Raw genomic sequence first — 22,464 nt, 5'->3', positions numbered from 1 at the left:
GACCGGTATACCGGAGATATGCTGCAAGGTCTTCTTCCTGTTTAATGATCGTACGATTGAGCTTGGCTTACATTACGTTTTTTACGATAGAGAAGTGTAGCGGCACCTAGCAGAACAAGTGCCATGCCGGATAGCGTGAAAGGCAGTGTGCTCTCTTCACCCGTTTTCGGGAGCACGTTGACTCCTTTTACGCCTTTATCTCCGTCATTTTCACCGGCAATTTGACCATTGCCGCTTCCAGCGGAATTGCCGTCGTCCTCATTGCCGACTGCTCCGTTGCCTGATCCGTCATTATGGCCAGGCTCCGTTCCGTCTGTTGGACCACCATCAGGCCCGTCCGTAGAACCTGGATTCGTCGTAGAGCCATTGCCGTTGCCATTACCGTTAGAGCCATCCGTGCCATTAGATCCGGAGTTATCTGTATCTTCCGGTTTCTTCACGGGCTCCTCTTCGTCAGGAGCTGGCCAACGGTAATTGTATTCAGCTACTACTTCTTCCTCCTCGCCGCCAACCACTTCGAAAGGAATCATATCCTTCACGATGCCATAGCTGCGAGGTGATTTAATTTGCTTGATATAATAATGGCCAGGACGCAGATTAGGCACTTTTACAATGCCGTCTTCATCCGTTTTGACAATCAGATCCTCGCCATTTTCGTCTTTGACTGGATTCTTGTCTTCGTCAAGTACGACAAACTCGGCATCCTTGAGCGGCCGATCCGGTCTGCGCTCAACGATCGAAATGACCTTTACCGAGCCGTCTGTCATTTTGTTGGCAAAGGTGACTTCCAGCAAAGGCTCATCCACAAGCTCGAATTCCAGCGGATCGCTTGGAAGATCATAGCCTGTCGGAGCCGCTTTCTCGATGAAGTGGTAGATGCCTGCCGGAATATCCTCCACTTTAATTTTGCCGTCTGTATCGGTGATTAAACCCGTTCTCACTGATACTCCGTCTTCTGTTACCAGATCGAATGTCGCTCCCTCAAGCGGTTTATTGTCGTATCCATCGATCTTAGTCAGTTCAACGTCGCCGCGATTGATTTCATTCTCCACCGTTACCTGAGTAGCAGTAGCCTGATGAGCATAGATCGTGAATGGAATCGGCGTTGCGTCAAGCTTGTAACCGCGAGGCGCTTGCGTTTCAATCAATTGATACTTGCCATGCGGCAAGTCTGCCAGATAGATTTTGCCCTGGCTGTCCGTTGTCAGCTCATCCATGCCGTCCACATCCTCGAAGGATGCACCGTTCTTGTACTGAAGCTTGAATACAGCATCTTTAAGCTTTTTGGACGCGTCGTCTTTATCTACTTTAAGCAGTTCCAGATCCCAGATTCCTTTTTGGTTGGTAATCTGAATATCTTTCACAGCCGCATCCACGGTTACTTTCTCTCCATCTTTATACACGGCTGAAAGCAGGTAGCCCGATGGGGCAGCCAATTCTTTCAGTACGTAATCTCTGTATCTGAAATTCTCGAATTCGGCTATTCCGTCGCTATCCGTTTCCAACACCTTTAGGAGATTGGTTCCGCTGGCGTCATACAGTCCGAATCTTGCTCCTTCGAGCTTAATGCTGGAATCCGCTGCGTCAACCTTCTCGATTCGCAGATTGCCCTTTGACGCCGAAGCGCCGCCTCCAGCCCCGGAGAAGCTGGCTTGGAATGAGCTGTTTTTCTGCTCGTCAATCGATTCGGAGGATTGTCCGGCGAATGAAGCACTGTTGCTGATCGTATCTCCATGGCCTGCGTTAATGAAGGATGTGTACTCCAGTACGTAGGCAACTTCGAATGCTTTATTAAAGGTCAGGGTGAACGAATTTCCTGTAACCTCCAGCTTGTAATCCGCTGCGGGAGCAAGCGCTCCCTTCGTCAGGTTGCCTTGCTTATCGACCGTTGTCGTATACAGCTTGAAGGAATCAGCGACAAGCACCTGATTCGCCGACAATGTATCGGTCAGTTTAGCTCCAGCTTCCATATAGGATTGGCTGCGGTCAATCGATATCGTCCAGAATGCGAAGTCTTGATCTGCTCCGGTTCCCTGTCTGCCGTTCTTCACGATGTATTCATCGCCATGCAGCGGTGTGATGGTCGCTGATTCATGGAACAACAATTTCGCAGGAGTGCCTGAATCGACCAATTTCGCATCATTAACGTATTGAACGGTTACCGGATGGTTTTGCAGGCTTGTCTTATACGTAATGCGATAGGCCGAATCGATTTGCTCGGTGAAAGTCAACTCGAAGCCGTCCTTTGTGCCCTCTTTCTTAGGCACAAACGTATAATCCGTATTCAGCGAAAGAGTGCTGCCCTCGCTTACGCCGTTATTACCGCTTGTCAAATTGAGATTCTTTACGGTAATAGAGCCAGGTACAAGTGTCTGCTCTCCCGTGTAGAAATCGCGCAACACGGCCTCAGCAATTGTATGCTGGTTGTAGTTGATGTCGATCGTCCACGTGATTTCCTTCGTGCGAGCATCGTATTCGCCCCGCTTGTCGCCATTGTCTTTCGTATAGCTGTCTGGGGTTACGCTGGCGGTTTTCACGATTTTCGTCTGTGCGATGCCAGCCTCTTCCCACGCTAGCGTAGCTTCATTGTGGTAGTTGATCGTTTTGATTTGTGCAGGCGTGTAGTAGGTTGGATCAAATTCCGTTTTGTACGTAATAACGTGTGTGTTTGTGATCGTATTTGTAAAATTAATAACGATTCCTTCATTAACCGACGGATCAGGAGTGACGTTGTAGTCCGTTACCTTTGTCAGTCCGGTGATCCCAATGCTGTTCTCAAGGTACGTCAATCCCTGATTGGCGAATTCGTCTGTGATGACAACGGATTCCATGGTCTGCTTGTCTTCATTCAGCGTCAGTTGCCATTCGATCGTCTTATTAGCGTAATCGACCGATCTTACGGACTTGGAGAAGATCGCTTGCGAAAACGTAACGGATTCCGTATCCGATTTGCCGCCGATCATCGCTGCTGTATTGGTCATAGAGATGCTCTCTGCATAAATACGATTGATCGATTTGGTGGAGTAAATGATCTCATAGGCTGAATCAATGCCGCTTGCGAATGCAAGCGTAAAGCCGTCGCCAGCCGGTGTTACCGTATAATCGGTATTATATGTCAGCGCTGCTCCCTTACGGGATGCGCTGCCGTTATCGGCAATCGTCATTTCGTATACAGAGAAGGAATTAGCGACCAGCTCATGGTTGGCCGTGTCGAAAGTATCTTTGACCCAAGCATCCGCCAGCGCGATAGGTTGTTCGTTATAATTGTATCGAACCGTCCATTGCACCGATTGCGTATTCTTGTTGTAATTAGCCAGCTTCTCGATCGGCTCGCTGTAGCTTACCGGTACGTTAGCCGACTTGGACAGCGGGGTGGTCAAGTCGGTGCCGCTTACAGTCGCCAAGTTCGTATAAGTCGTATTGGCTGTGCCTGTAATGTCTGTCGTGTATTCCACACGATACGCGCCTGTGATGTCGCCTATCGACAGCTCGAATCCGTCTGCAACCGGCGTGAACTGATAATCGTCTACTACAGTCAATTGAGTGCCCTTTTGAGTAGAGCCGTTCAGTTGGACTTCAAGCGGATAGACCTTCACTGAACCGGCATCCAGTGCAAGCCCGGTCGGCAGCTTGTCCTTGAATACTGCGTTTTTGATCCCTTTCTCGCCTTTGTTGAAGTCTACAGCCCAGTCGATCCGGTTCGGGTTCTTGCCTTTATTGGCCGTACCCGTCTTGTCGATCTCGCTGCTGTTGCCGCTCTTGAAGTGTACGGGAATCGTAATGCCCGCAAAATCAAAGTCGATTTCTTGCTTGGTCCCGCCCGAGAACTTGCCGGCATCAAATTCTCTCCATACGATGAAGTCGCCGTCAAGCTCCTGATTGTCTTCAATCTCTTTATTGAACGTAAAGGTAACTTCTCCCTCCGGGGTTACCACATACGTACCGATGTCGCCTGTCAGGTCCCCGGTCAACAATCGGTCAGTCCTGAAGTTGTTTGGTAGTTTGAACGTATAAGTCGATCCTGCCCCATATCCGTGTTGGTCTGGCAGTGTCCAGAAGAACTTAACCTCTACACGCTCGTTCTGATTAGGTCTGACCGTCTCAATCAGATTATCGTTCACATCTCTTATCTCGATAGCGGTAATCAGATTGCCCGCAATTTCGCTGGCAGCTGCCGCCGCAAACAATGCGGCATCGCTCTCAGGAGCCGCTTCCTCTGCCGGTTCTACCGCCTCTACGATTTCATCTGCAGGTTCCACAACGGTCGGATCGCCCTCAGCGAAGGATGTAGGGAGTATGATCTGGAACAGCAGGATGGCTGCCGCCATACACTTCAATGCCTTACTTCTTAACTTCATGCTTGTATAATACACCTCCAAAATAATCTATTGTTCGACACTCATTTCTGGATGGTCTGACGATGATAGTCGAAGGTTGTCAGAACATCTTCCAATATAACGCACTGCACTAAATATTTTCTGAATATAGCCGTAAGCGGAAAAAGCCCCCAGACCCTATGAAGGGCAGGGGCACGGAGCAAGGCTCGACTGATGATAATCGTTTTCTATGGCAGTCAATTAGCGGACGTGGTGCGCTGCTTCCATTCAGCGTACCAGTCTGTTAACTCTTTACTTGGCGCAATGCTGAACGCCTCTTGCAATCGATTCGCAATCGTATGATACAGCTTCATCACTTCGCTTGAATAGTTAAGCACTGCGTTGGTTTTCATTAAGCCGAAGTAACCGTCTTCCATATCGGGGGCTCTATCCAGCATATGCTGGTAGATGCCGGCGGCATCGTCATATTGGCTGTTTTTGAAATACCAGTCAGCAATCGGCCTTGCTTGTTTTAACCACACTAGTCGAATGCGATCGCGCTCCCATTCGGCCCAGTTGTAGCGGTGATCCGCCAGATAGTCGCCGTCGTATTCCATACATACGCCGAGGTGCAGCTCAAGCGTGTCGGCGGTCAAAGGAGGCAGCTCGCGGACATGGGACTCCCACAGCTCTGTATCTACCATAAGTGTTGCTAGAGCCAGCCGGTAGCCGCCGTCTTTATAAAAGATCTGTATATTCAGATTGGCTGTTTCGATCACTTTGCGTATCTGGTAGATGGCAGTATGAAGCTGGGCTGTTGCTTTTTTGGCATCGTAATCCGGCCATAGCAGGTCAAGCAGCTCTTGTTTATTAATCGTCTGCTCACGACGATGGATCAGGTAAGCGAACAATTCCTCTGCCTTCAGCGTCTTCCAGGTGAAGGAACGGGCATGTCCGGCGTCGTCTCTGTAATAGAGCGAGGAGAAACAACATAGGACGAAGGGCTCCGTCTCCATGATATCCGATTGAACGATCGCTTCCCTGGCACGCTGCAGCGTGAGGGACAGTCGGTTGGCGGCTACAGGTTTCAACAAATAATCAAGTGCATTAACATCGAAGGCTTTGATGGCGTAATCCTGATAGGCTGTTACGAATACGATGCGGATTTTAGGACGAATGAGCAATAGCTGCTCGGCCAATTCGAAGCCGTTCATTTCGGGAAGCTCAATATCGAGGAAAGCGATATCCGGCTGCTCCCGTTGCGCAGCTTCCAGCGCCTCATGGGGGTCAAGGAAGGCCCCCGACCACACTAGTTCGTCGCCGACATGTTGTTTGATGAGCCATTCCATGCGTTGCAGCGCCAGACGCTCATCGTCTACCAATAGGGCTCTCATTTCGTCACCGCCTTTTCTGTAATGATTCTGCGGAAGTTGTCGAACATTAAATTATCATGTCCGGAAGGATCATTCAAGTGAGATGTGGAATCTAAGTTAAAAAGTAGAAGTATAGATGGTATAATCTACTTGGCAACTTACAAGAAAAATCTTAGAAAGTCCTGTAGCTGGGAGCAAATATAGAGTAAGGCGGTAAGCATATGAGAGTAATCCTGATCGATGACGAGCGGCTTGCGCTAGATTATATGGTTTATCAACTTGCCGATTTGCCGGAGATTGAAATCATAGGGAAACATATCGATCCTCTCAAGGGGAAAGAACAAATCTTTCAAAGCGATGTAGATATTGTTTTTCTGGATATTCATTTGCCCGAAATCAGCGGCCTGGAGCTAGCGGGACAGATCCTGGAGAAGAAGCCTTACTTGAGCATCGTGTTCGTGACGGCTTATGACGATTACGCAGTGAAGGCCTTTGAGCTAGATGCGCTGGATTATATCGTGAAGCCTGTTATGAAGTCGCGGCTTCTTAAGACGATTAATCGTTTGAAGGAGCGGCGCGAGTCCGTCGGAGACGAGAGGAGGCAGGCGTCCTCTATTCGCATCAAGCTGTTTCGGCAAGCAGAGATCGGAACCGGCTCTCTGCCGTATGAGCTCATGCATTGGCGAACGGCCAAAGCCCAAGAACTTTTTTTATATTTGCTCCTACATCGGAGAGAATTGGTCCGCAAAGCAACTTTAATTGATTTGCTCTGGCCCGACTTGGAGGATTCCGAGAAGGTGTATGCGCAACTATATACGACCGTCTATCATGTTCGTAAGGGGCTGTCACGCTTGGGTCGTCATTTTGAACTGATGAATGCGGCAGACGGTTATCGGCTTAACGTAGTGGATGCCCAGTTTGATGTGGAGGAGTGGGAGAACGCCATCTCTCTCGATCGTCCGCTGACAGCAGAGACGATTGACCGATATGCGGCGGCCATGGAATTGTACGGCGGGGATTTCTTGCAAGAGTATGATTACTGGTGGGCGGAGGCGGAGCGAGAGAGGCTGCGCCAACTCTGGCTGCGGGCGTCCCTGCGCATTGCCGAATGCTATGAGGGCTTCGGTCAGACGGATCAAGCTATCCTGCGTTATCTGGAGATCGGACTTCGCCAGCCTGTGGCAGAGGAAGCGCACTTCGGCTTGATGAAGCTTTACGCTTCCCAGCGCAATCTGGCCGCGGTTCATCGACAATATCGCGTGCTGGAGCAAACCTTGCAGATGCAGATGCATGAGCTTCCCAGCCCTTACATTACGGAGTGGTACACTCAGTTGCTAGAACAGAACAGGGAATGAGCGGATGAACCGTTCATTCCCTGTTTGTTGGGATAAAGAAGCTAACCTCAGCCCCATGCCCCGGCTTGCTTACTATCGTTAATCCTCTTCCGTATAGCTGCTTTAATCTCCGATTCGTATTGCGAAGACCAATTCCGCCTGAGGATATGGAATCGTCCAGCAACCGCATAGCTTGGTCAGAACCCATCCCTACGCCGTCGTCACGAATGACAATGCGCACCCCTTCCTGCAATACCTCTGTCTGAATAGTGATGGTTCCTCCACTAGCCCTCTTTAAAATGCCATGATTGACGGCATTCTCCACAAGTGGCTGGATAGACAAGGGGGGCACCATGATGTTGATGTTTTCCGCTACATTCCACAAGATGTTCATCCGCTCCCCGAATCGTTCCTGCTCGATATAGAGATAGGAGCGGACAAGCTCAAACTCCCGATCAAGCTGAACAACTCTCTCCGCGTTATAAAAGTCGTAGCTGATGCGCAAATAATGACTGAACGCATCCATTAATTGCTGCATCTTGGCAGGGTTAAAGGCGCTGAGCGCAGCAAGTGAATTAAGCGTATTGAACAGAAAATGCGGCTTGATCTGCGCTTGCAGCCATGCAGCTTCCATGCGCAGCCTTTCGTTCATCGTATGTTTCATATCCGTCAATGCGCGTACACGGCTTCTCAGTTCGAGGCTGTCTACCGGTTTGGTTACATAGTCGTTTGCTCCGGCGTGAAGGCCGGTATAGACATCTTCGGGACTGCTTCTTGCCGTGAGCAGCAGGATCGGCAACTCGACCCTTGAGAAACGGCTGCGTATCGTGCGGGTAAGCTCATAGCCGGATACATAAGGCATCATCACATCCGCAATAACCAGATCCACGGGCTGCTGCTCCAGAAGGAGGAGAGCCTCGGAAGCGCTGGATGCTTTAATGATGCGGTAATGCTCCCTGCCCAGCACGTTCTCTACAACAGTGAGATTTAGGACATCATCATCGACAGCAAGCACTACGGGACGGTTAGTGTTCTTCGTATTATGGGGTTCATCAGCCTCAATAACGCGATAAGAAGGCTGAGCTGTTGCTTGTTCATCTGCTTGGTTTTGAGCTGGGTATGGATTCGACGCGGGATTAATTAATGGCCCGACTGCTGCTTTGGGCAGTGTGAAGCTAAAGGTGGAGCCTTGTCCTGGCGTGGATTGGACCTCCATACCCCCGCCTTGCAGCTCCACAAGTTGCTTGGAGATGTGAAGTCCAAGACCGAACCCGCCCGCGGCCCGTTCCAGACTGAATTGACCCTGTTCATAGGGCTGGAAAATACGGGACAAATCCTCTTCTGTCATACCGACTCCTGTATCGGAGACTCGTATGTATACCAGGTGGTCTTGGCTGGAGGCGCTCACGATAATTTCGCCTTTATCTGTATATTTGACCGCATTGTGCAGCAGATTGAGCAGCACCTGGATCAGCCGGTTTTCATCCGCCATGACGCGGGGAAGCGAGTCTGGAAAGATCGTCTTGAAACGGACAGGCCGGCCTTCCGTCATGAACCGGACCATCTCCAGAACGCCTGCCGTAACTGCCCGGACATCAAGGGGGACGACATGCAGAGTGACACGATTCTCCTTCAGTCTGGTCGTATCCATCATATCTTTCAGCAAATAGGACATGCGCTTGCCGATGCTGATGAGCAGCTCCAGATTTTGCGCATTCTGCTCACTGGGAGGATGTACTTTATCTTCTTGCATGGATTGAGCGATATTGATGATGCCATGAAGCGGATTGCGAAGCTCATGGGACGTATTGGCCAGAAATTGGTCCTTGCGCCTGTCCTCGTGTTGAAGCTTGGCTGCCAGTTGGCTGCTTTGTTCGCTTTTGCGAATAAATTGCTTAAACCAGAAAGTGGCAAAGCATAGGAAAGCGATAATCAGGTCGATCGGATAATAGACGGGATGTGCGATGAGTGCCAGACTATTCAGGGCCCCCCAAGCGACGTTCAAAATAATAGCCGATGTAGCAAGCACCAGAAACAACATATCGGGATCGTGCAGAACGGCCTTTCTGAGTATTCGAAGCGATACCAGCAATGAAAGCGGCAATAAACCGATCAGCAAGGCAGTGAAGTTCAGCAAGAACTGGGACGGCGCAAGAACAACGAATAAACAGAACGCAGCGCATAACAGATAGAACCAGATCAGGGAATGGCCGCGGTCATATCGCGAGAACAACTGTTTAATCAATGGAGGCACGACAGCAGCAATACACATATAGGACAGAAAGACCAGTTTGACCCCCGTCTCGAAGGGCACTGTAAGCCAATGGAACAATAATCTGTCGTCGTCGACAAGCACGCTCAGAGTTGCCGCCAGCACAAGTAAGAAGAAGTATATCAGTGTCTTATGGGATGGCCCGATAAAAAATAAAATGATGGCGTATAGGCCATGCAGCAAAATGACAACACATAATAAGAGCTGCATAGAGACGGATAAATTGCTTTTAAACGAAACGGCCCCTTGCATACCGAACCACAGCGCTGTCTTAATGCCGCTTTTCGGCATGTGGCTGGAGATCTGAATGATGAGATCGATCGAGTCCGTTCCGACAGGCAGATCAAGGGTAGAAGGTAGATTCAAGGGCGTGAGTGGTTCTGGTGTTTCGGAAGGATTGCCAGACTTCTGGAGCAATATTCCGTTGGCATAAATAGCGGAAGCATATCTTATATTGCCCGTTCGAATGCTATAGTTGTGCTCCCCATTCTCCGGAAGCCATATACGCAGCCGATAGGTACCGTATCGGTAGGATGAATCGATGTCCGTAAATGCCTCTGTCCAGCTCCCGGGAACATGAATGCTGGAAGAAGTTGAGGGAACAGCTTCCGAATCGTTCGGGTCCCACAACTGCATAGGATAAAACGTCCATTCTCCGTTGAGAGAGATCACCCCCTTGGCAGGAATCTGCCAGCTGCGCAAGTCCAACTGGCCTTGCTCGGCTTTAGGTTGATGTCGGAACAGCTCCGGGCTATACCACACCAAGCGGACGGCTGTAAGCGCAATAATGAATATTAAGGTTAGTAGGATTAGTTTTTTTGTCGTCATCATAACAGGACTTTCGACATTTTTTATGAATCTCCTTTTCTCCTGTCGGTATTATCTCCGTCCGTTCTCCATTATCGCGCATGTGTTTCCATAAAAATACAGCTTGTTGAGAAATTGTTTAGATTTATTTGATAGACTAAATATAGCAATCTATCTATTTTATCTTTTACATACAAGGACTGGTTACTATTGTTGTTCTTTATCTTTTATTGCTAGGCGCGTTGATTTATATTTTCGTGCAAAATAGAGCCAAATCGATGTATCGGCAAGAACTGGAGAAGCTGGCTTATCGGGACAGCATTACCGATTTGCCTAACCGTCATGCGATGACCCGCTTTTTCGACAGTTATCAAACGGAGCATTCCGCGGGTGTCTTGTTTCTGGATCTGGATCACTTCAAAGCCGTTAACGATACATTAGGCCACCATATTGGCGACCTGCTGGTGAGGGAGGTCGGAATTCGTCTCAGTACCTTTATTGATGGTCCCCGTCAGCATGTATTCAGAATCGGAGGGGACGAATTTCTTGTTGTCCGGCAATCGGGGGACGAGGAGGGCGCGGAACAGCTTGCGAGGGACATTTTGCAGCATATGAAGAAGCCCTTTGTCATCGAACAAAATGAACTGTATGTGACATGCAGCATCGGAGTCAGCGTTGGGCCCGTAGGGGATCAGGATCGCCTTATGCTGTTGAAGGCAGCCGATACCGCTATGTACCGTGCGAAGGCGCTTGGCAAAAATCAATATTGCTTCTTCAACGAGCAGATCGGCAAGGAGCAGTTTCGCAGGCTGGAGCTGGAGAAGGATTTGCGACGAGCATTTGAGCAGAAACAGTTTTTTTTGGTGTATCAGCCAAAGTGGAACGTGCAGACAAACAGCTTGTCCGGTTTTGAATCGTTTATTCGCTGGGATCATAGCAGCCTTGGTATTGTCCATCCGCAAGAATTTATCCCGATTGCGGAAGAGAACGGGCTGATTATGCCATTGACGGAATGGACGCTGGCTACGGCATGCGCCCAGTGCAAGCAATGGATGGACAAGGGTATTCACCAGCCGGTTGCGGTCAACGTATCACTCAGCCTGTTCCGCAATGATAGCTTGCTGGAGACGATCAAGGCGGTACTGAAGCATACAGGGCTTCCTCCGGACCGGCTGGAGCTGGAAATTACAGAGTCCGTAGTCCTGCATGATGTGAACGACATTATGAAGCAGTTGAAAGAAATTCGGGAGCTGGGCATCCGAATCGCCATGGATGATTTCGGCAGTGGTTATTCTGCGCTGGGGTTGCTTGACCGGATTCCGATTGACTCTCTCAAGCTGGACCGTTTGTTTACTAGCGATATGGATAAGCCGGTGAAGCAGACGATGATTCAAGCAATTGTACTTATGGCGGAAAGCTTAAATGTCGAGGTTGTAGCCGAGGGGATAGAGGACCCCCAGCATATGTCGATGCTTCGAGAATTAGGCTGCCATGTTATGCAGGGCTATTACTATAGCAAGCCTATGCAAGCGTCAGCGGTGGAGGAGTGGCTGAATAACGCGATGCGGCCGGCTGACAAGGCATAAGGGGCAGGATGAATCTGGGAATGGGGATGAAGCGGATGATGTATACGCGACTAGTCAATCAGGAGAGTGCTGTAGCCGTTATTGGACTTGGACATGTCGGGTTGCCGCTGGCACTTGAATTCTCGAAGCATGTCTCAGTCATCGGTTATGATGCCAATGCTGACCGGATCGAGAGCTATCGTCAAGGGATAGATGCTACAGGCAATGTTGGCTTTCAGGCTATTCGGGACAGCAGTGTAGCATTCACATCGGATGAAGCTAGGCTGGAGGATGCGGATTTCTTTATTATAGCGGTTCCGGCTCCTGTCAGACGCGGCTTTGCATCAGACTTGACACCGATTCGCGATGCAACACAAACAATTGCCAGACGGATGAAGATAGGAGCGGTGGTCGTGTACGAAGCGACCGTCTATCCAGGGATGATCGAAGAAGTCTGCCTGCCCATGCTGGAAGAGGAGTCGGGGCTTCTGTGCGGCGAAGATTTCAAGATCGGCTGCTCTCCACCGAGAGGCAGAAGGAACGATCAAGAGGAACAATCGAATGGGACCATGAGGAAGATTGTCTCCGGCATAGACGACGAAACGTTGGATATTGTAGCGAGTGTATATAGCATGGTTGCGGATGGAGGCATATTCCGTGCTGGGAGCATAAAGGCGGCAGAGTCGGCGCAAGCCATCGGGAAAGCTCAGATTGAAATCAATAGGGCATTTATGAACGAGCTGTCTATGTTGTGCAATCGGATGGGAATCGATACGAAAGCGGCGCTAGAGGCAGCGAGCGTCAATGGGCAGGTTATCACCTACAGCCCGGGACTGGCTGGCGGACAAGAGGCTGGTTCCTATTCCTCTGATTTGTTGTGCCATGCTGAAGTGGCGGGATACTCATCTTCGTTGCTGCTCGCGGGAAAGCATATCAATGATGGTATGGGCCGATATATCGCACAACAGTTCATCAAGAAACTGATGGGACTCAGAATGGATATCCGTTTTGCGAGAGTGGGCGTCATCGGGTTGTCTGCTATGGAGAATAGTCCGGATATACGCAATACGAAGGTGACGGATATCGTATTCGAGCTTCAGCAATACGGGATTCATCCTATTATTGTCGATCCGCTCGTAGATAGCCGGATTGCTTATGAGGAGTACGGCATAGAACTTTCCGATTTGTCCGCTCTGCACCATCTGAATGCCATTATTGTTGCGACGCCTCATCAGATGATTGCTGATATGAACATTTCGGACTTCGACAAGTTATTCGGCGATGGTCACAAGAAGTTGCTATTTGATGTGATGGGCATTTATGATCGGACTGAATTTGAGAGGCAAGGTTATCATTATTGGAGTCTGTAATGACGCAGTCTTATGAAAGCGTGATTGAAAGTAAGTACGATTCGGTGTACGTAATAGATTTATATTGCCATCATAGGTTGCATGTAGTAGCATGTAGCCAACTGAATAAGATTTTTATGGTGCTTTTGAGATAGAGTTGCATCCTATCAAAAGTTAAAAGGGAAGTTCGTGTGAATCGAAAGCGGTCCCGCCACTGTAACGCAGAGCCTGCCATCATGATCCACTGTCACGAGACGGGAAGGAGATTGTCCGGCGATGAAGCTAAGCCAGGAAACCTGCCATGAAAATGCTCTATGGAATCCCACGCGGATGGGAAGGGAGGTATTGGCGCTATTTAATGGAAGAGGCTTAGTTCAGCCTTTGGTCTATTAAATGTTATTTGTTTCGTACAACATCTTTCTTCTGGCTGAAGGAAGGTGTTTTTTTGTTGTGCCCAACTTTATGGAGGAGTGAATGAGTCATGTTCAACAACCGAGTGAAAACCAGATTCGCAGCACTAATTCTCAGCTTGATGATGCTGGTCTCCGTTCTAAGCCCTGCTTATGTATGGGCGGCGGACGAAGTTGGTGGGCCGGTCATACAGTTTGAGGGAAATACGGAAGCCGTCATCATGGATACGGGGACTGGAGATAATGCTGGCACGCCAGTAGAAGAAGCAGAAGGTGAGTCGGATGAGTCCGTCGCCGAGCCGGATGAATCAGAAAGTATAGAGGAAGAAGAAATAGCTTTGGCTGCGGAGGAAGATACCGTTGCATTCTACACGAATGCCATGGAGAAAGTCGCAGCTTATTATGCAGCGAAAATGCCAAGCTCACCTGCTGGGGATTGGGAAGCTTTCGTAGCGTTAAGAGCAGCTTCAGAGCATATTGATCTGCCAGCATGGCCGAATTATGAGTGGCGTACGAAGGACCCTGGCTTTAAGCCGGATACAGCTGACAACAGCCATATTTATTATATTTACGGTCTGCTTGGTGTCGGACAAAACCCTGCTGACGCGTTCGACACGCACCGGAACCTTTTTGCCGAGCTGGCGAGCCAACTGAATAAGGAAACGGGCAGCTTCGGCAATCTTGGCAAGCAGATATGGGCTATGGTTGCACTCGAGATTGGTCGCGATCTAGGCGTAGATGTTGTTACGTGGAACGAAGAGAGACGCGGGCTTGCGCTCCAATCGCTGCTCAAGCAGCAAAAGGAAAACGGAAGCTTCGGCTCCTTCAGCCAGATTGACTATACAGGCTGGGCACTCATCGTCTTATCCCGATATGAGGGGGAAAGGGTCGAACAAAGCATCGAGAAAGCCAAGCAATATTTGAAAAGCATGCAAAACGAAGGCGGTGGCTTTAACGGCTCCAGCAAATGGGAATCCGAAAATTCGAACAGTATCGCCTGTGCGATACAAGGTCTGGTTGCAGTCGGAGAGGATCTGACCGACCGAACGGGTTATTGGGCCTTTGACGGCAAGACGCCAATGGATGCGCTGATCAGACATCAGCTGGACAACGGCTCTTTCACTTGGCAAATCGGTACGACCGGTTCGATCGGGATGGCGACCAAGCAATCTGCTGTTGCGGTAATGGATGTCGTGAATGGCCGGTCTTCCTGGTACAAGCTGGGCGAACAAAGCTTCGAGCCACAACCAGATTCAGCTCCAATAGTGGCTTTGTTCAATCTTGCGGATTACTATAGCAGCAACCTGCCGGCACAACCGGGAGGAGATTGGGAAGCGTTCGTTGCTGTAGCGGAAGCGCGCAATTATGCCGCGATCAAGCCATGGCCGGGTTATGACTGGCGCACGAAGGATCCGGGCATTAAGCCGGATGTCACTGACAACAGCCATATCTACTATATATACAGCTTGCTTGGTGTCGGTCAGAATCCGGCGCAAGCTTTTGATACGAAGCGAAACCTGTTCGCCGAGCTGGCGAGTCAACAGAATAAGGAGACAGGCAGTTTTTCCAATCTGGGCAAACAGATCTGGGCCATGGTTGCGCTGGAGATCGGAGCCGATCTCGGCGTTGATGTTGGCTCTTGGAATGAAAAGAATCGCAACAAGGCGCTTGAGTCGCTGCTTAAGCAACAGAAGGAAAATGGCAGCTTCGGCTCCTTCAGCCAGATTGACTACACGGGATGGGCGCTCATTGTGTTATCCCGATTCGATGGAAAAGCAATCGAACAAAGTATTGAGAAGGCCAAGCAATATTTGAAAAGTATGCAACAGGAAGGCGGCGGCTTCGCCGGCACCAGCAAGTGGGATGCCGAGAACTCGAACAGCATTGCCTGTGCCATACAAGGTCTGGTTGCGATCGGAGAGGATTTGACTGACCGCGCAGGCTATTGGGCAATTGAGGGCAAGACGCCGATTGACGCGCTGCTGAAGCATCAGCTTGACAATGGCTCATTCACTTGGCAGCTGAATCAAAGCGGCTCTATCGGCATGGCTACGAAGCAATCGGCAGTTGCAGTTGCGGATGTTGTGAACGGAGAGTCCACATGGTACAAGCTGGGTAAGCTTCGCTTTGAAGGGCCGGAGCTTAACCTAGTTACGCTGCCTGAAGGTGATGTACAGCCAGAGATTGCGATTCCGAACGATAATGCGGCATATAAGGTTGTCGTTAAGCCTTCAGATGCAAGAAAAGAGATTACGATCACGATTCCGGAAGAGAAGACATCCAAAGTATGGGCCGCTCTGCCAAGCGGTAGGCTTCTGCCTCAACTTACGGTCATAAAGGGCAAGATATCAGCGCTATTCCCGGCTGGGATGCAGATGTCCACTGGCGATCTTTCGCAAGCGTTGGAGCTTATGACGTTCCAGGATACGGACGGAGCCTCCTTGAAGGAACAACTGAATACCCTTGTGCCTTCCGGCAAGAAGCTGTCTGAGGTAGCTTTAGCGTTTACGATGGGCGGGGCTTCCGGGGTGACGTTCGATCAATATGTCACGCTTACCTTTGCCGGAATGAAAGGCAAGGATGCCGCCTATATTGCTGGCGGAAAGATTCACGCTATCGCCAAGTTCCAGAGCGAGCAATTGGGCAAGCAAAGCGGAAAAGCGGAGTATGCATTCGACAAGGGCGAAGATCTCATTGTAAGAACGAACCATTTTACAGAATTCGCAGCTTATAGCACATCGGTTGATACTACGCCTCCAGGAGGCGGGACGCCGCAGCTGAAGAAGGCAACACTATCGATTGACAAACTGACGATTAATAAAGGATTTGTCATCTCTCCTGTGAAGGTTGAATTCGAGCAAGGCGAAACCGTATGGGATCTTTTGAAGCGAGTTTTGGACAAAGAAGGCATCACCTACAAGTATTCTTGGTATGATCAATACGAGAGTGTGTATGTTGCCTCGATTGCGGGCGATGGCGAGTTCGATCATGGCGCCGAAAGCGGCTGGATGTACAGTGTGAACGGGTGGTTCCCGAACTACGGAGCAAGCCGCTATGTTTTAAAGGACGGAGATATCGTCAAGTGGCGTTTTACGAAGGATTTGGGCAGAGATGTCGGCGCCGATACGGATTGGGAGACGCCGGAAAATCCGAATAATCCTGATCCAGGCACAACGCCGGAGACGGCAGAACCGGGCAAACCATCGGAGAACAATGGGGGCAGTGAGAAGCCTGATCTTGGCAAGCTGTTCAGCGACAGCAAGCTAATCTCGGAGTGGGCTTACTCATCCATTGGCGAAGCGATACAGAAGGGCTTTATTAAGGGTTATGACGGCAAGATTAATCCGAAGTCTTCCGTGACGAGAGCGGAGTTCGCTTCTATTATTGCGCAAGTGCTGAAGCTGGAGAATGTAGCGAAGCCTGCTGAATCGTTTGCCGATGTGAAGCCGGGCGACTGGTATTATGAGGCAGTGCATGCCGCGTATCAAGCGAGCATTGTGACGGGCTATGAAGGACGCTTCCATCCGGACAAGCCGATCAGCCGCGAAGAGATGGCTGTTATGATTGTCCGCGCGTTGAAGATGGGTGAGTCTAAGGGACAGCCTCAATCGGCGGATGCGAGCGATATTTCGGCATGGGCGAAGCCTGCCGTTCAGGTTGTGACGGCTGCCGGTCTTATGACGGGCCATAACGGCAAGTTTAACCCGAGAGACAAAGTGACAAGAGAAATGGCTATCGTTGTAGCCATGAGAGCTTATCATTATCCGGAGCAGGTGCAGCCTGGCAGAGAATCAGACGAAACGATTCAGAAGCGTGTAAACGAGCTGATCGCGGATACGGCTGCGTACATGCAGAAAACAATTACGAATCCGATTGTGGGGTCAATCGGCGGAGAGTGGACGGTCTTCAGTCTTGCACGCTCAGGCGTACAAGTGCCGGATGCTTATTATGAAACGTATTATGCCAACCTGACCAAGACGTTGAAGGCTAAGGATGGCGTGCTTCATATCATGAAGTATACGGAGTACGACAGGGTCATTCTTGCCCTCGGTGCAATCGGGAAGGATGTTACGAAGGCAGCGGGATATGACTTGCTAAAGCCGTTGGCCGACTTCAATACATTGACAATACAAGGCATTAACGGGCCGATATTTGCTCTTATTGCACTTGATAGCCGTGCTTACGAGATACCGCAAGTGGCCGATGTAAAGGTTCAAACAACCAGAAATAGATTGATAGAGTTTATTCTGAATAGAGAGATTGCAGGCGGTGGATGGGCGCTTGGATCGAAGCCGGAGAAAGCCGATCCGGATATTACGGCAATGGCGATTCAGTCGCTGGCCCCGTACTACAAGTCGAAGCCGGAAGTAAAGGCGGCAGTAGATCGCGCCCTCCAATGGCTTTCCCAAGTGCAGAACGCGGATGGAGGCTATAAGAGCTGGGGAGCGGTCAACTCGGAAAGCACGGCGCAAGTGATCGTGGCTTTGTCTGCTCTTGGTATAGATGCTCATCTTGATCCTAGATTTATAAAGAACGGGCGATCTGCCGTTGATGCGCTGCTTGGCTTCGCTGCACCAGGCGGGGGCTTCTATCACATTAAAGCGGGCGATGAGAGCAATGGCGGAGCTGAACCTGGCTTCGTAGATCCGATGGCAACCGATCAGGCGATGTATGCGCTTGTGGCTTATGAGCGGTTGCTCCAAGGGGAAAATCGCTTATATGACCTGACTGATGTGAACTCGAAATGAAAAAGTGGATGAGCAATAAAAAATTCCTATTCGGAATTTGTGTTGTTCTGGCGCTTGTCATCGCCTTCTTTTTGGGGCCGCGGTATGAGGTTGTTCCGCTAACACCTGAGCAGGCTGCGCATGTCATCAGTGAAGAAGAGTCTGTCGCCACTCCTTCTGCCTCTGCGGAAGCAACCGCTCCCGAAGATACAGACAGCGAGCGCATACCCGATAGAGAGCAATCGACACAGCTGGAACAGGCCACTGAGGTTCCCGGCGAGGAGACAGACAACGGACAGCAAGAGAAGGAGGCGCTCCCATCGGAAGCGCCTGCTCCATCTGCCCCTATGGAGCAGCCAGCCTCCGGCAGTCCGGAGGAGACGTCGAACCCTGAAGCGACGTCTAAACCATCGCTTCAACCAAGCGCGACGGTTAAGCCGGCGGCTACACCGAAGCCCACAACTGCTCCGAGGCCTTCTGAAGAAAGCAAGGATCGTTATTTGACCGATCCGATACCATCCGGTAAGCCAAAGCCGGTGGAGTGGCAGGATGTCACAATCGATAAGGACAAGGAATTGACAATTACCTTATCCGTCACTGCCAAAACCATACTGAACAATATGAAGCTCTTCAACGAGAAGAAGCTGGAAGTATTGCCCGAGGATGGCGTTATTTATCCCTCCCAGAAGGTGACATTCTATGAAGGTGAGTCGGTATTCGACGTGCTCCTCAGAGAAATGAAACGAAATAAAATTCATATGGAGTTCGTGATGACGCCGATCTATAACAGCAATTATGTTGAGGGCATTAACAATATTTATGAATTCGATTGCGGAGAACTTAGCGGCTGGATGTACAAGGTTAATGAGTGGTTCCCCAATTACGGAGCAAGCCGTTATGTGCTGAAGGACGGCGATGTCGTCGATTGGGTCTATACCTGCGATTTGGGCCGTGATATTGGGGGAGGCTTTGTCGCTTCGGGAGGCGAGAAATGAGAGACAGCTTTGCCGGTTTGCATCCTGCTCTAACCTTCAGCTATTTTGTGTGTATGATCGCATGCAGCATGCTGGTTATGCACCCGATTGCTCAAGCTATTGCGCTGGTTGGGGCGTTCAGTTATTCGGTACTCGTGAAGGGAGCCAAAGCGCTGAAGTTCAGCTTCATTTACTTGCTTCCGATGCTGCTCATTATGGCGGTGATGAATCCGGCCTTTAATCATCAGGGTGTAACCATCCTCTTTTATTTGAAAAGCGGCAATCCCGTCACTCTGGAGTCGATCCTGTACGGTGTGGCGGCGGCCGTCATGTTCATTACCATGATTCTATGGTTTTCTTGCTACAATGCGGTAATGACATCGGACAAATTCATCTATTTGTTCGGCAAAGTCATTCCTGCGCTTTCGCTGGTGTTATCGATGGTGTTGCGGTTTGTGCCGAGATATATCGAGCAGATCAAAGCGATATCCCATGCGCAGCGTTGCATCGGACGGGACATGACGCAAGGGAATTTATGGAGCAGGGCGAAGAACGGCATCAACATTTTATCGATGATGACGACCTGGGCTCTTGAGAACGGAATGGAGACAGCCGATTCCATGAAGTCGCGGGGCTACGGCTTGCCGGGCAGAACGACCTTCTCGATCTTCCGCTTTGATGGAAGAGACGGTATTTTGCTTGGCATTATGGGTTTGCTTGCCGCCATTATGGGCGCCGGGATCATGTCTGGAACCGTCAGCATGAGGTTTTTTCCATCGATAAAGCTGGCCCCGGTTACGGTATGGAGCATGGCGGTTTATGCCGCGTACGCGCTTCTGTGCATGCTTCCGGTCATTATTAACTTGCAGGAGGCTTGGAAATGGAAGCGTATCGAGTCGAAAATGTAAGCTTCAGCTACCCGCTGCAAGAGCGGAAGGCGCTTGTTGGGCTGGATTTGGCAATTAGAAGCGGAGAGTTTGTTACCCTATGCGGTCAATCGGGCTCCGGCAAGAGTACGCTGCTGCGGCAATTCAAGACAATTCTTACGCCTCACGGCAAACGGGACGGCATGATTTATTTTCAGGGGGAGCCGTTATCCTCCCTCGAGCAGCGGCGGCAAGCGTCGGAGATCGGATTCGTGCAACAGAATCCGGATAACCAGCTTGTGACGGATAAAGTGTGGCATGAGCTCGCCTTCGGGCTGGAGAGCTTAGGCTGTGATCAGCGAACGATTCGGCTTCGCGTTGCGGAGATGGCGAGCTTCTTCGGTATTCAATCTTGGTTCCACAAGCGGGTGGCTGAGCTGTCTGGAGGTCAGAAGCAGCTGCTGAATCTGGCCGGCGTCATGGCGATGCAGCCGTCCGTCCTTATTCTGGATGAGCCGACATCGCAGCTTGATCCGATCGCTGCACAGGAGTTTCTGGACACGTTGCGCAGAATCAATCGCGATCTCGGGACGACAATCATTCTGTCTGAGCATCGACTGGAAGAGGTTCTTCCGCTGACCGAGCGGCTCATCGTCATGGACCAGGGACGGATCATTGCGGATGCCCCGCCGGCTCAAGCAGGCGCTGCGCTAGCTGAGATGAATCATCCGATGTTCGCGGCGATGCCGAGTGCGATGCAAATTGCACGTGTTGTTCATCCCGAGTCGGGGGTGGTATATCCGCTTACGATTAATGAAGGAAGAAATTGGATCAACAAATGGATGAAAGACAAGGCGCCTGCCCAATTGTCTGATCAGTCCGCTGTCGATGCAAGTCCCGTTAGATCTGTCGTAGAACTGAGGGATGTATGGTTCCGGTATGACAAGCTGGCTCCTGATACGATCAAAGATTTGTCGCTGACTGTCAAGGAAGGCGAATGGTATTGTATTGTGGGAGGCAATGGGACAGGGAAGACGACGGCGTTGTCCTTAATCGGCGGAACCCAGCTTCCCTACAGGGGCAAAGTACTTGTGAATGGGAAAGACATTCAGAAGCAAGGGCTTAAGGAGCGGTTTCATCGAAATTTGGGCATTTTGCCGCAGAACCCACAGCATTTGTTTCTGAAAAAGACCGTAGAGCTGGATCTGCTGGAGATGCTGGCAGATTCGGAACTAGGCAAGGAAGAGCGACAGCACAAGGTGGAGGATGTTATTCTCTTAGCCGAGCTGGAGTCTGTAAGACATATGCATCCTTACGATTTGAGCGGAGGGGAGCAGCAGAGAGCGGCGCTAGCCAAGATTCTGTTGATGGAACCGAGAATTCTACTGCTGGATGAGCCGACCAAAGGCCTTGATGCTTTCTTTAAAGTGAAGTTGGCACGTCTACTGTCCAATTTGACCCGGCAGGGCGTGACAATTGTGATGGTATCTCATGATATCGAGTTTTGCGCCCGGCATGCCGATAGCTGCGCTCTCTTCTTCGACGGGAGCGTCGTCACGACGAACCGGACGCGAGCTTTCTTTGCAGGCAACAGCTTCTACACGACGGCAGCTAATCGAATGGCGCGGCACTTCTGTCCGGAAGCCATAACAACGGAGGATGTTGCAAGACTATGTCAATCCAGTCATTGAACGGTCAGGGCAAGAGAAGGCTGTTAGCCGCCATTCTCATTCTGATCGTCATCCCGCTAACCATATTGGCTGGCGTATTCTACTTCGACGACCGCAAGTATTATTTCATTAGCATGCTGATTATCGTCTATACGATGCTGCCATTTGCGATGGTGTTCGAACAGCGGGGGCCTAGAGCAAGAGAGTTGATTTTGATTGCGGTGCTGGCTGCGCTTGCGGTTGCGGGACGTTCTGCCTTCTATATGCTGCCGCAATTCAAGCCGGTTGTAGCTATCGTCATTATTGCCGGGGTATGCTTGGGCGCGGAAGCGGGTTTTCTTGTCGGAGCACTTGCGGGCTTTGTATCCAATTTTTTCTTCGGACAGGGGCCATGGACGCCGTGGCAAATGTTCTGTTTTGGAATCATTGGATTTATTGCCGGGCTTCTGTTCCAGAAGGGCAAGCTTTCGAAAACGAGGCTGTCGCTCTGCCTGTTCGGCGGACTGGCGACCTTCTTCATCTATGGCGGCATCATTAACCTAGGCAGCCTGTTTATGTTTACGGCGGAATTCTCATGGGGAGCGCTGCTTGCGACGTACATCTCCGGCTTTTGGTTTGATATGATTCATGCCCTGTCTACTGTCATCTTTCTCTTTCTGATTGCGCGTCCGATGATTGAGAAGATTGAGCGGGTCAAAATCAAGTATGGATTGATTGAGCCTGGTGACGAGAAGTAGGAAAGTCACTAATGAGTATCATCCGGTTTATTTCATAGAAGGGCCAAGTCCGTTTCCTCTGGGC

11 protein-coding genes and 1 riboswitch are annotated in these 22,464 nt (G+C 50.3%); of the genes, 8 read left to right on the top strand and 3 right to left on the bottom strand.

The window, feature by feature from the left end; genetic code table 11:
* Positions 1-41: 41 nt before the first annotated feature.
* Together DX130_RS22300 and DX130_RS22295 are read right to left on the bottom strand one after the other, a co-directional pair.
* Positions 42-4,358: an LPXTG cell wall anchor domain-containing protein gene (locus tag DX130_RS22300; protein WP_116049157.1), complete on the bottom strand. Its 4,317-nt coding sequence runs from the start codon at positions 4,356-4,358 to the stop codon at positions 42-44.
* A gap of 215 nt (positions 4,359-4,573) precedes the next feature.
* Entirely contained in the window at positions 4,574-5,710 is a 1,137-nt protein-coding gene (locus DX130_RS22295) for a response regulator (protein WP_116049156.1), read from the bottom strand.
* A 200-nt stretch (positions 5,711-5,910) separates the two neighbouring features.
* On the opposite strand from DX130_RS22295, the gene DX130_RS22290 reads away from it, so the two are divergent.
* Positions 5,911-7,044 (top strand): response regulator, encoded by a 1,134-nt coding sequence (locus DX130_RS22290; protein ID WP_116049154.1) that lies wholly within the window; start codon positions 5,911-5,913, stop codon positions 7,042-7,044.
* Positions 7,045-7,057: 13 nt separating this feature from the next.
* Here DX130_RS22290 and DX130_RS22285 read toward each other — a convergent pair whose 3' ends face one another.
* Positions 7,058-10,126 carry an ATP-binding protein gene (locus DX130_RS22285; protein ID WP_116049152.1) on the bottom strand — a complete coding sequence of 1,023 codons (3,069 nt, stop codon included), beginning with the start codon at positions 10,124-10,126 and terminating at the stop codon, positions 7,058-7,060.
* Between the two features lie 254 nt (positions 10,127-10,380).
* Here DX130_RS22285 and DX130_RS22280 point away from each other — a divergent pair, with 254 nt between their 5' ends.
* From DX130_RS22280 to DX130_RS22250, 7 genes are all read left to right on the top strand, one after another.
* A complete protein-coding gene (locus DX130_RS22280; RefSeq protein ID WP_116049150.1) occupies positions 10,381-11,688 on the top strand; it encodes a putative bifunctional diguanylate cyclase/phosphodiesterase in 1,308 nt (435 codons plus the stop codon).
* A gap of 8 nt (positions 11,689-11,696) precedes the next feature.
* Positions 11,697-13,037 carry a nucleotide sugar dehydrogenase gene (locus tag DX130_RS22275; protein WP_240644655.1) on the top strand — a complete coding sequence of 447 codons (1,341 nt, stop codon included), beginning with the start codon at positions 11,697-11,699 and terminating at the stop codon, positions 13,035-13,037.
* A 100-nt stretch (positions 13,038-13,137) separates the two neighbouring features.
* Positions 13,138-13,334: riboswitch (cobalamin riboswitch) on the top strand.
* Positions 13,335-13,497: 163 nt separating this feature from the next.
* Complete coding sequence (locus DX130_RS22270; RefSeq protein ID WP_116049147.1) at positions 13,498-18,174, top strand: S-layer homology domain-containing protein; 4,677 nt, start codon at positions 13,498-13,500, stop codon at positions 18,172-18,174.
* Positions 18,171-19,148, top strand: a complete 978-nt coding sequence (locus tag DX130_RS22265) for a DUF4430 domain-containing protein (RefSeq protein ID WP_240644654.1) — start codon at positions 18,171-18,173, stop codon at positions 19,146-19,148. Before DX130_RS22270 ends, DX130_RS22265 begins: the two co-directional genes overlap by 4 nt.
* Positions 19,145-20,035, top strand: a complete 891-nt coding sequence (locus tag DX130_RS22260) for an energy-coupling factor transporter transmembrane component T (protein WP_116049145.1) — start codon at positions 19,145-19,147, stop codon at positions 20,033-20,035. Before DX130_RS22265 ends, DX130_RS22260 begins: the two co-directional genes overlap by 4 nt.
* Positions 20,008-21,684, top strand: coding sequence for an ABC transporter ATP-binding protein (locus tag DX130_RS22255; protein ID WP_116049143.1), 1,677 nt, complete (start codon positions 20,008-20,010; stop codon positions 21,682-21,684). The genes DX130_RS22260 and DX130_RS22255 overlap by 28 nt, the downstream gene beginning before the upstream one ends.
* Entirely contained in the window at positions 21,666-22,400 is a 735-nt protein-coding gene (locus DX130_RS22250; RefSeq protein ID WP_116049141.1) for an ECF transporter S component, read from the top strand. The genes DX130_RS22255 and DX130_RS22250 overlap by 19 nt, the downstream gene beginning before the upstream one ends.
* Positions 22,401-22,464: the final 64 nt, after the last annotated feature.

It is taken from the genome of Paenibacillus paeoniae, assembly GCF_003388735.1.
Lineage (GTDB): Bacteria > Bacillota > Bacilli > Paenibacillales > Paenibacillaceae > Pristimantibacillus > Pristimantibacillus paeoniae.
The sequence above is the reverse complement of the archived record's forward strand: the minus strand, read 5'-3'. Positions and strand labels throughout refer to the sequence as shown.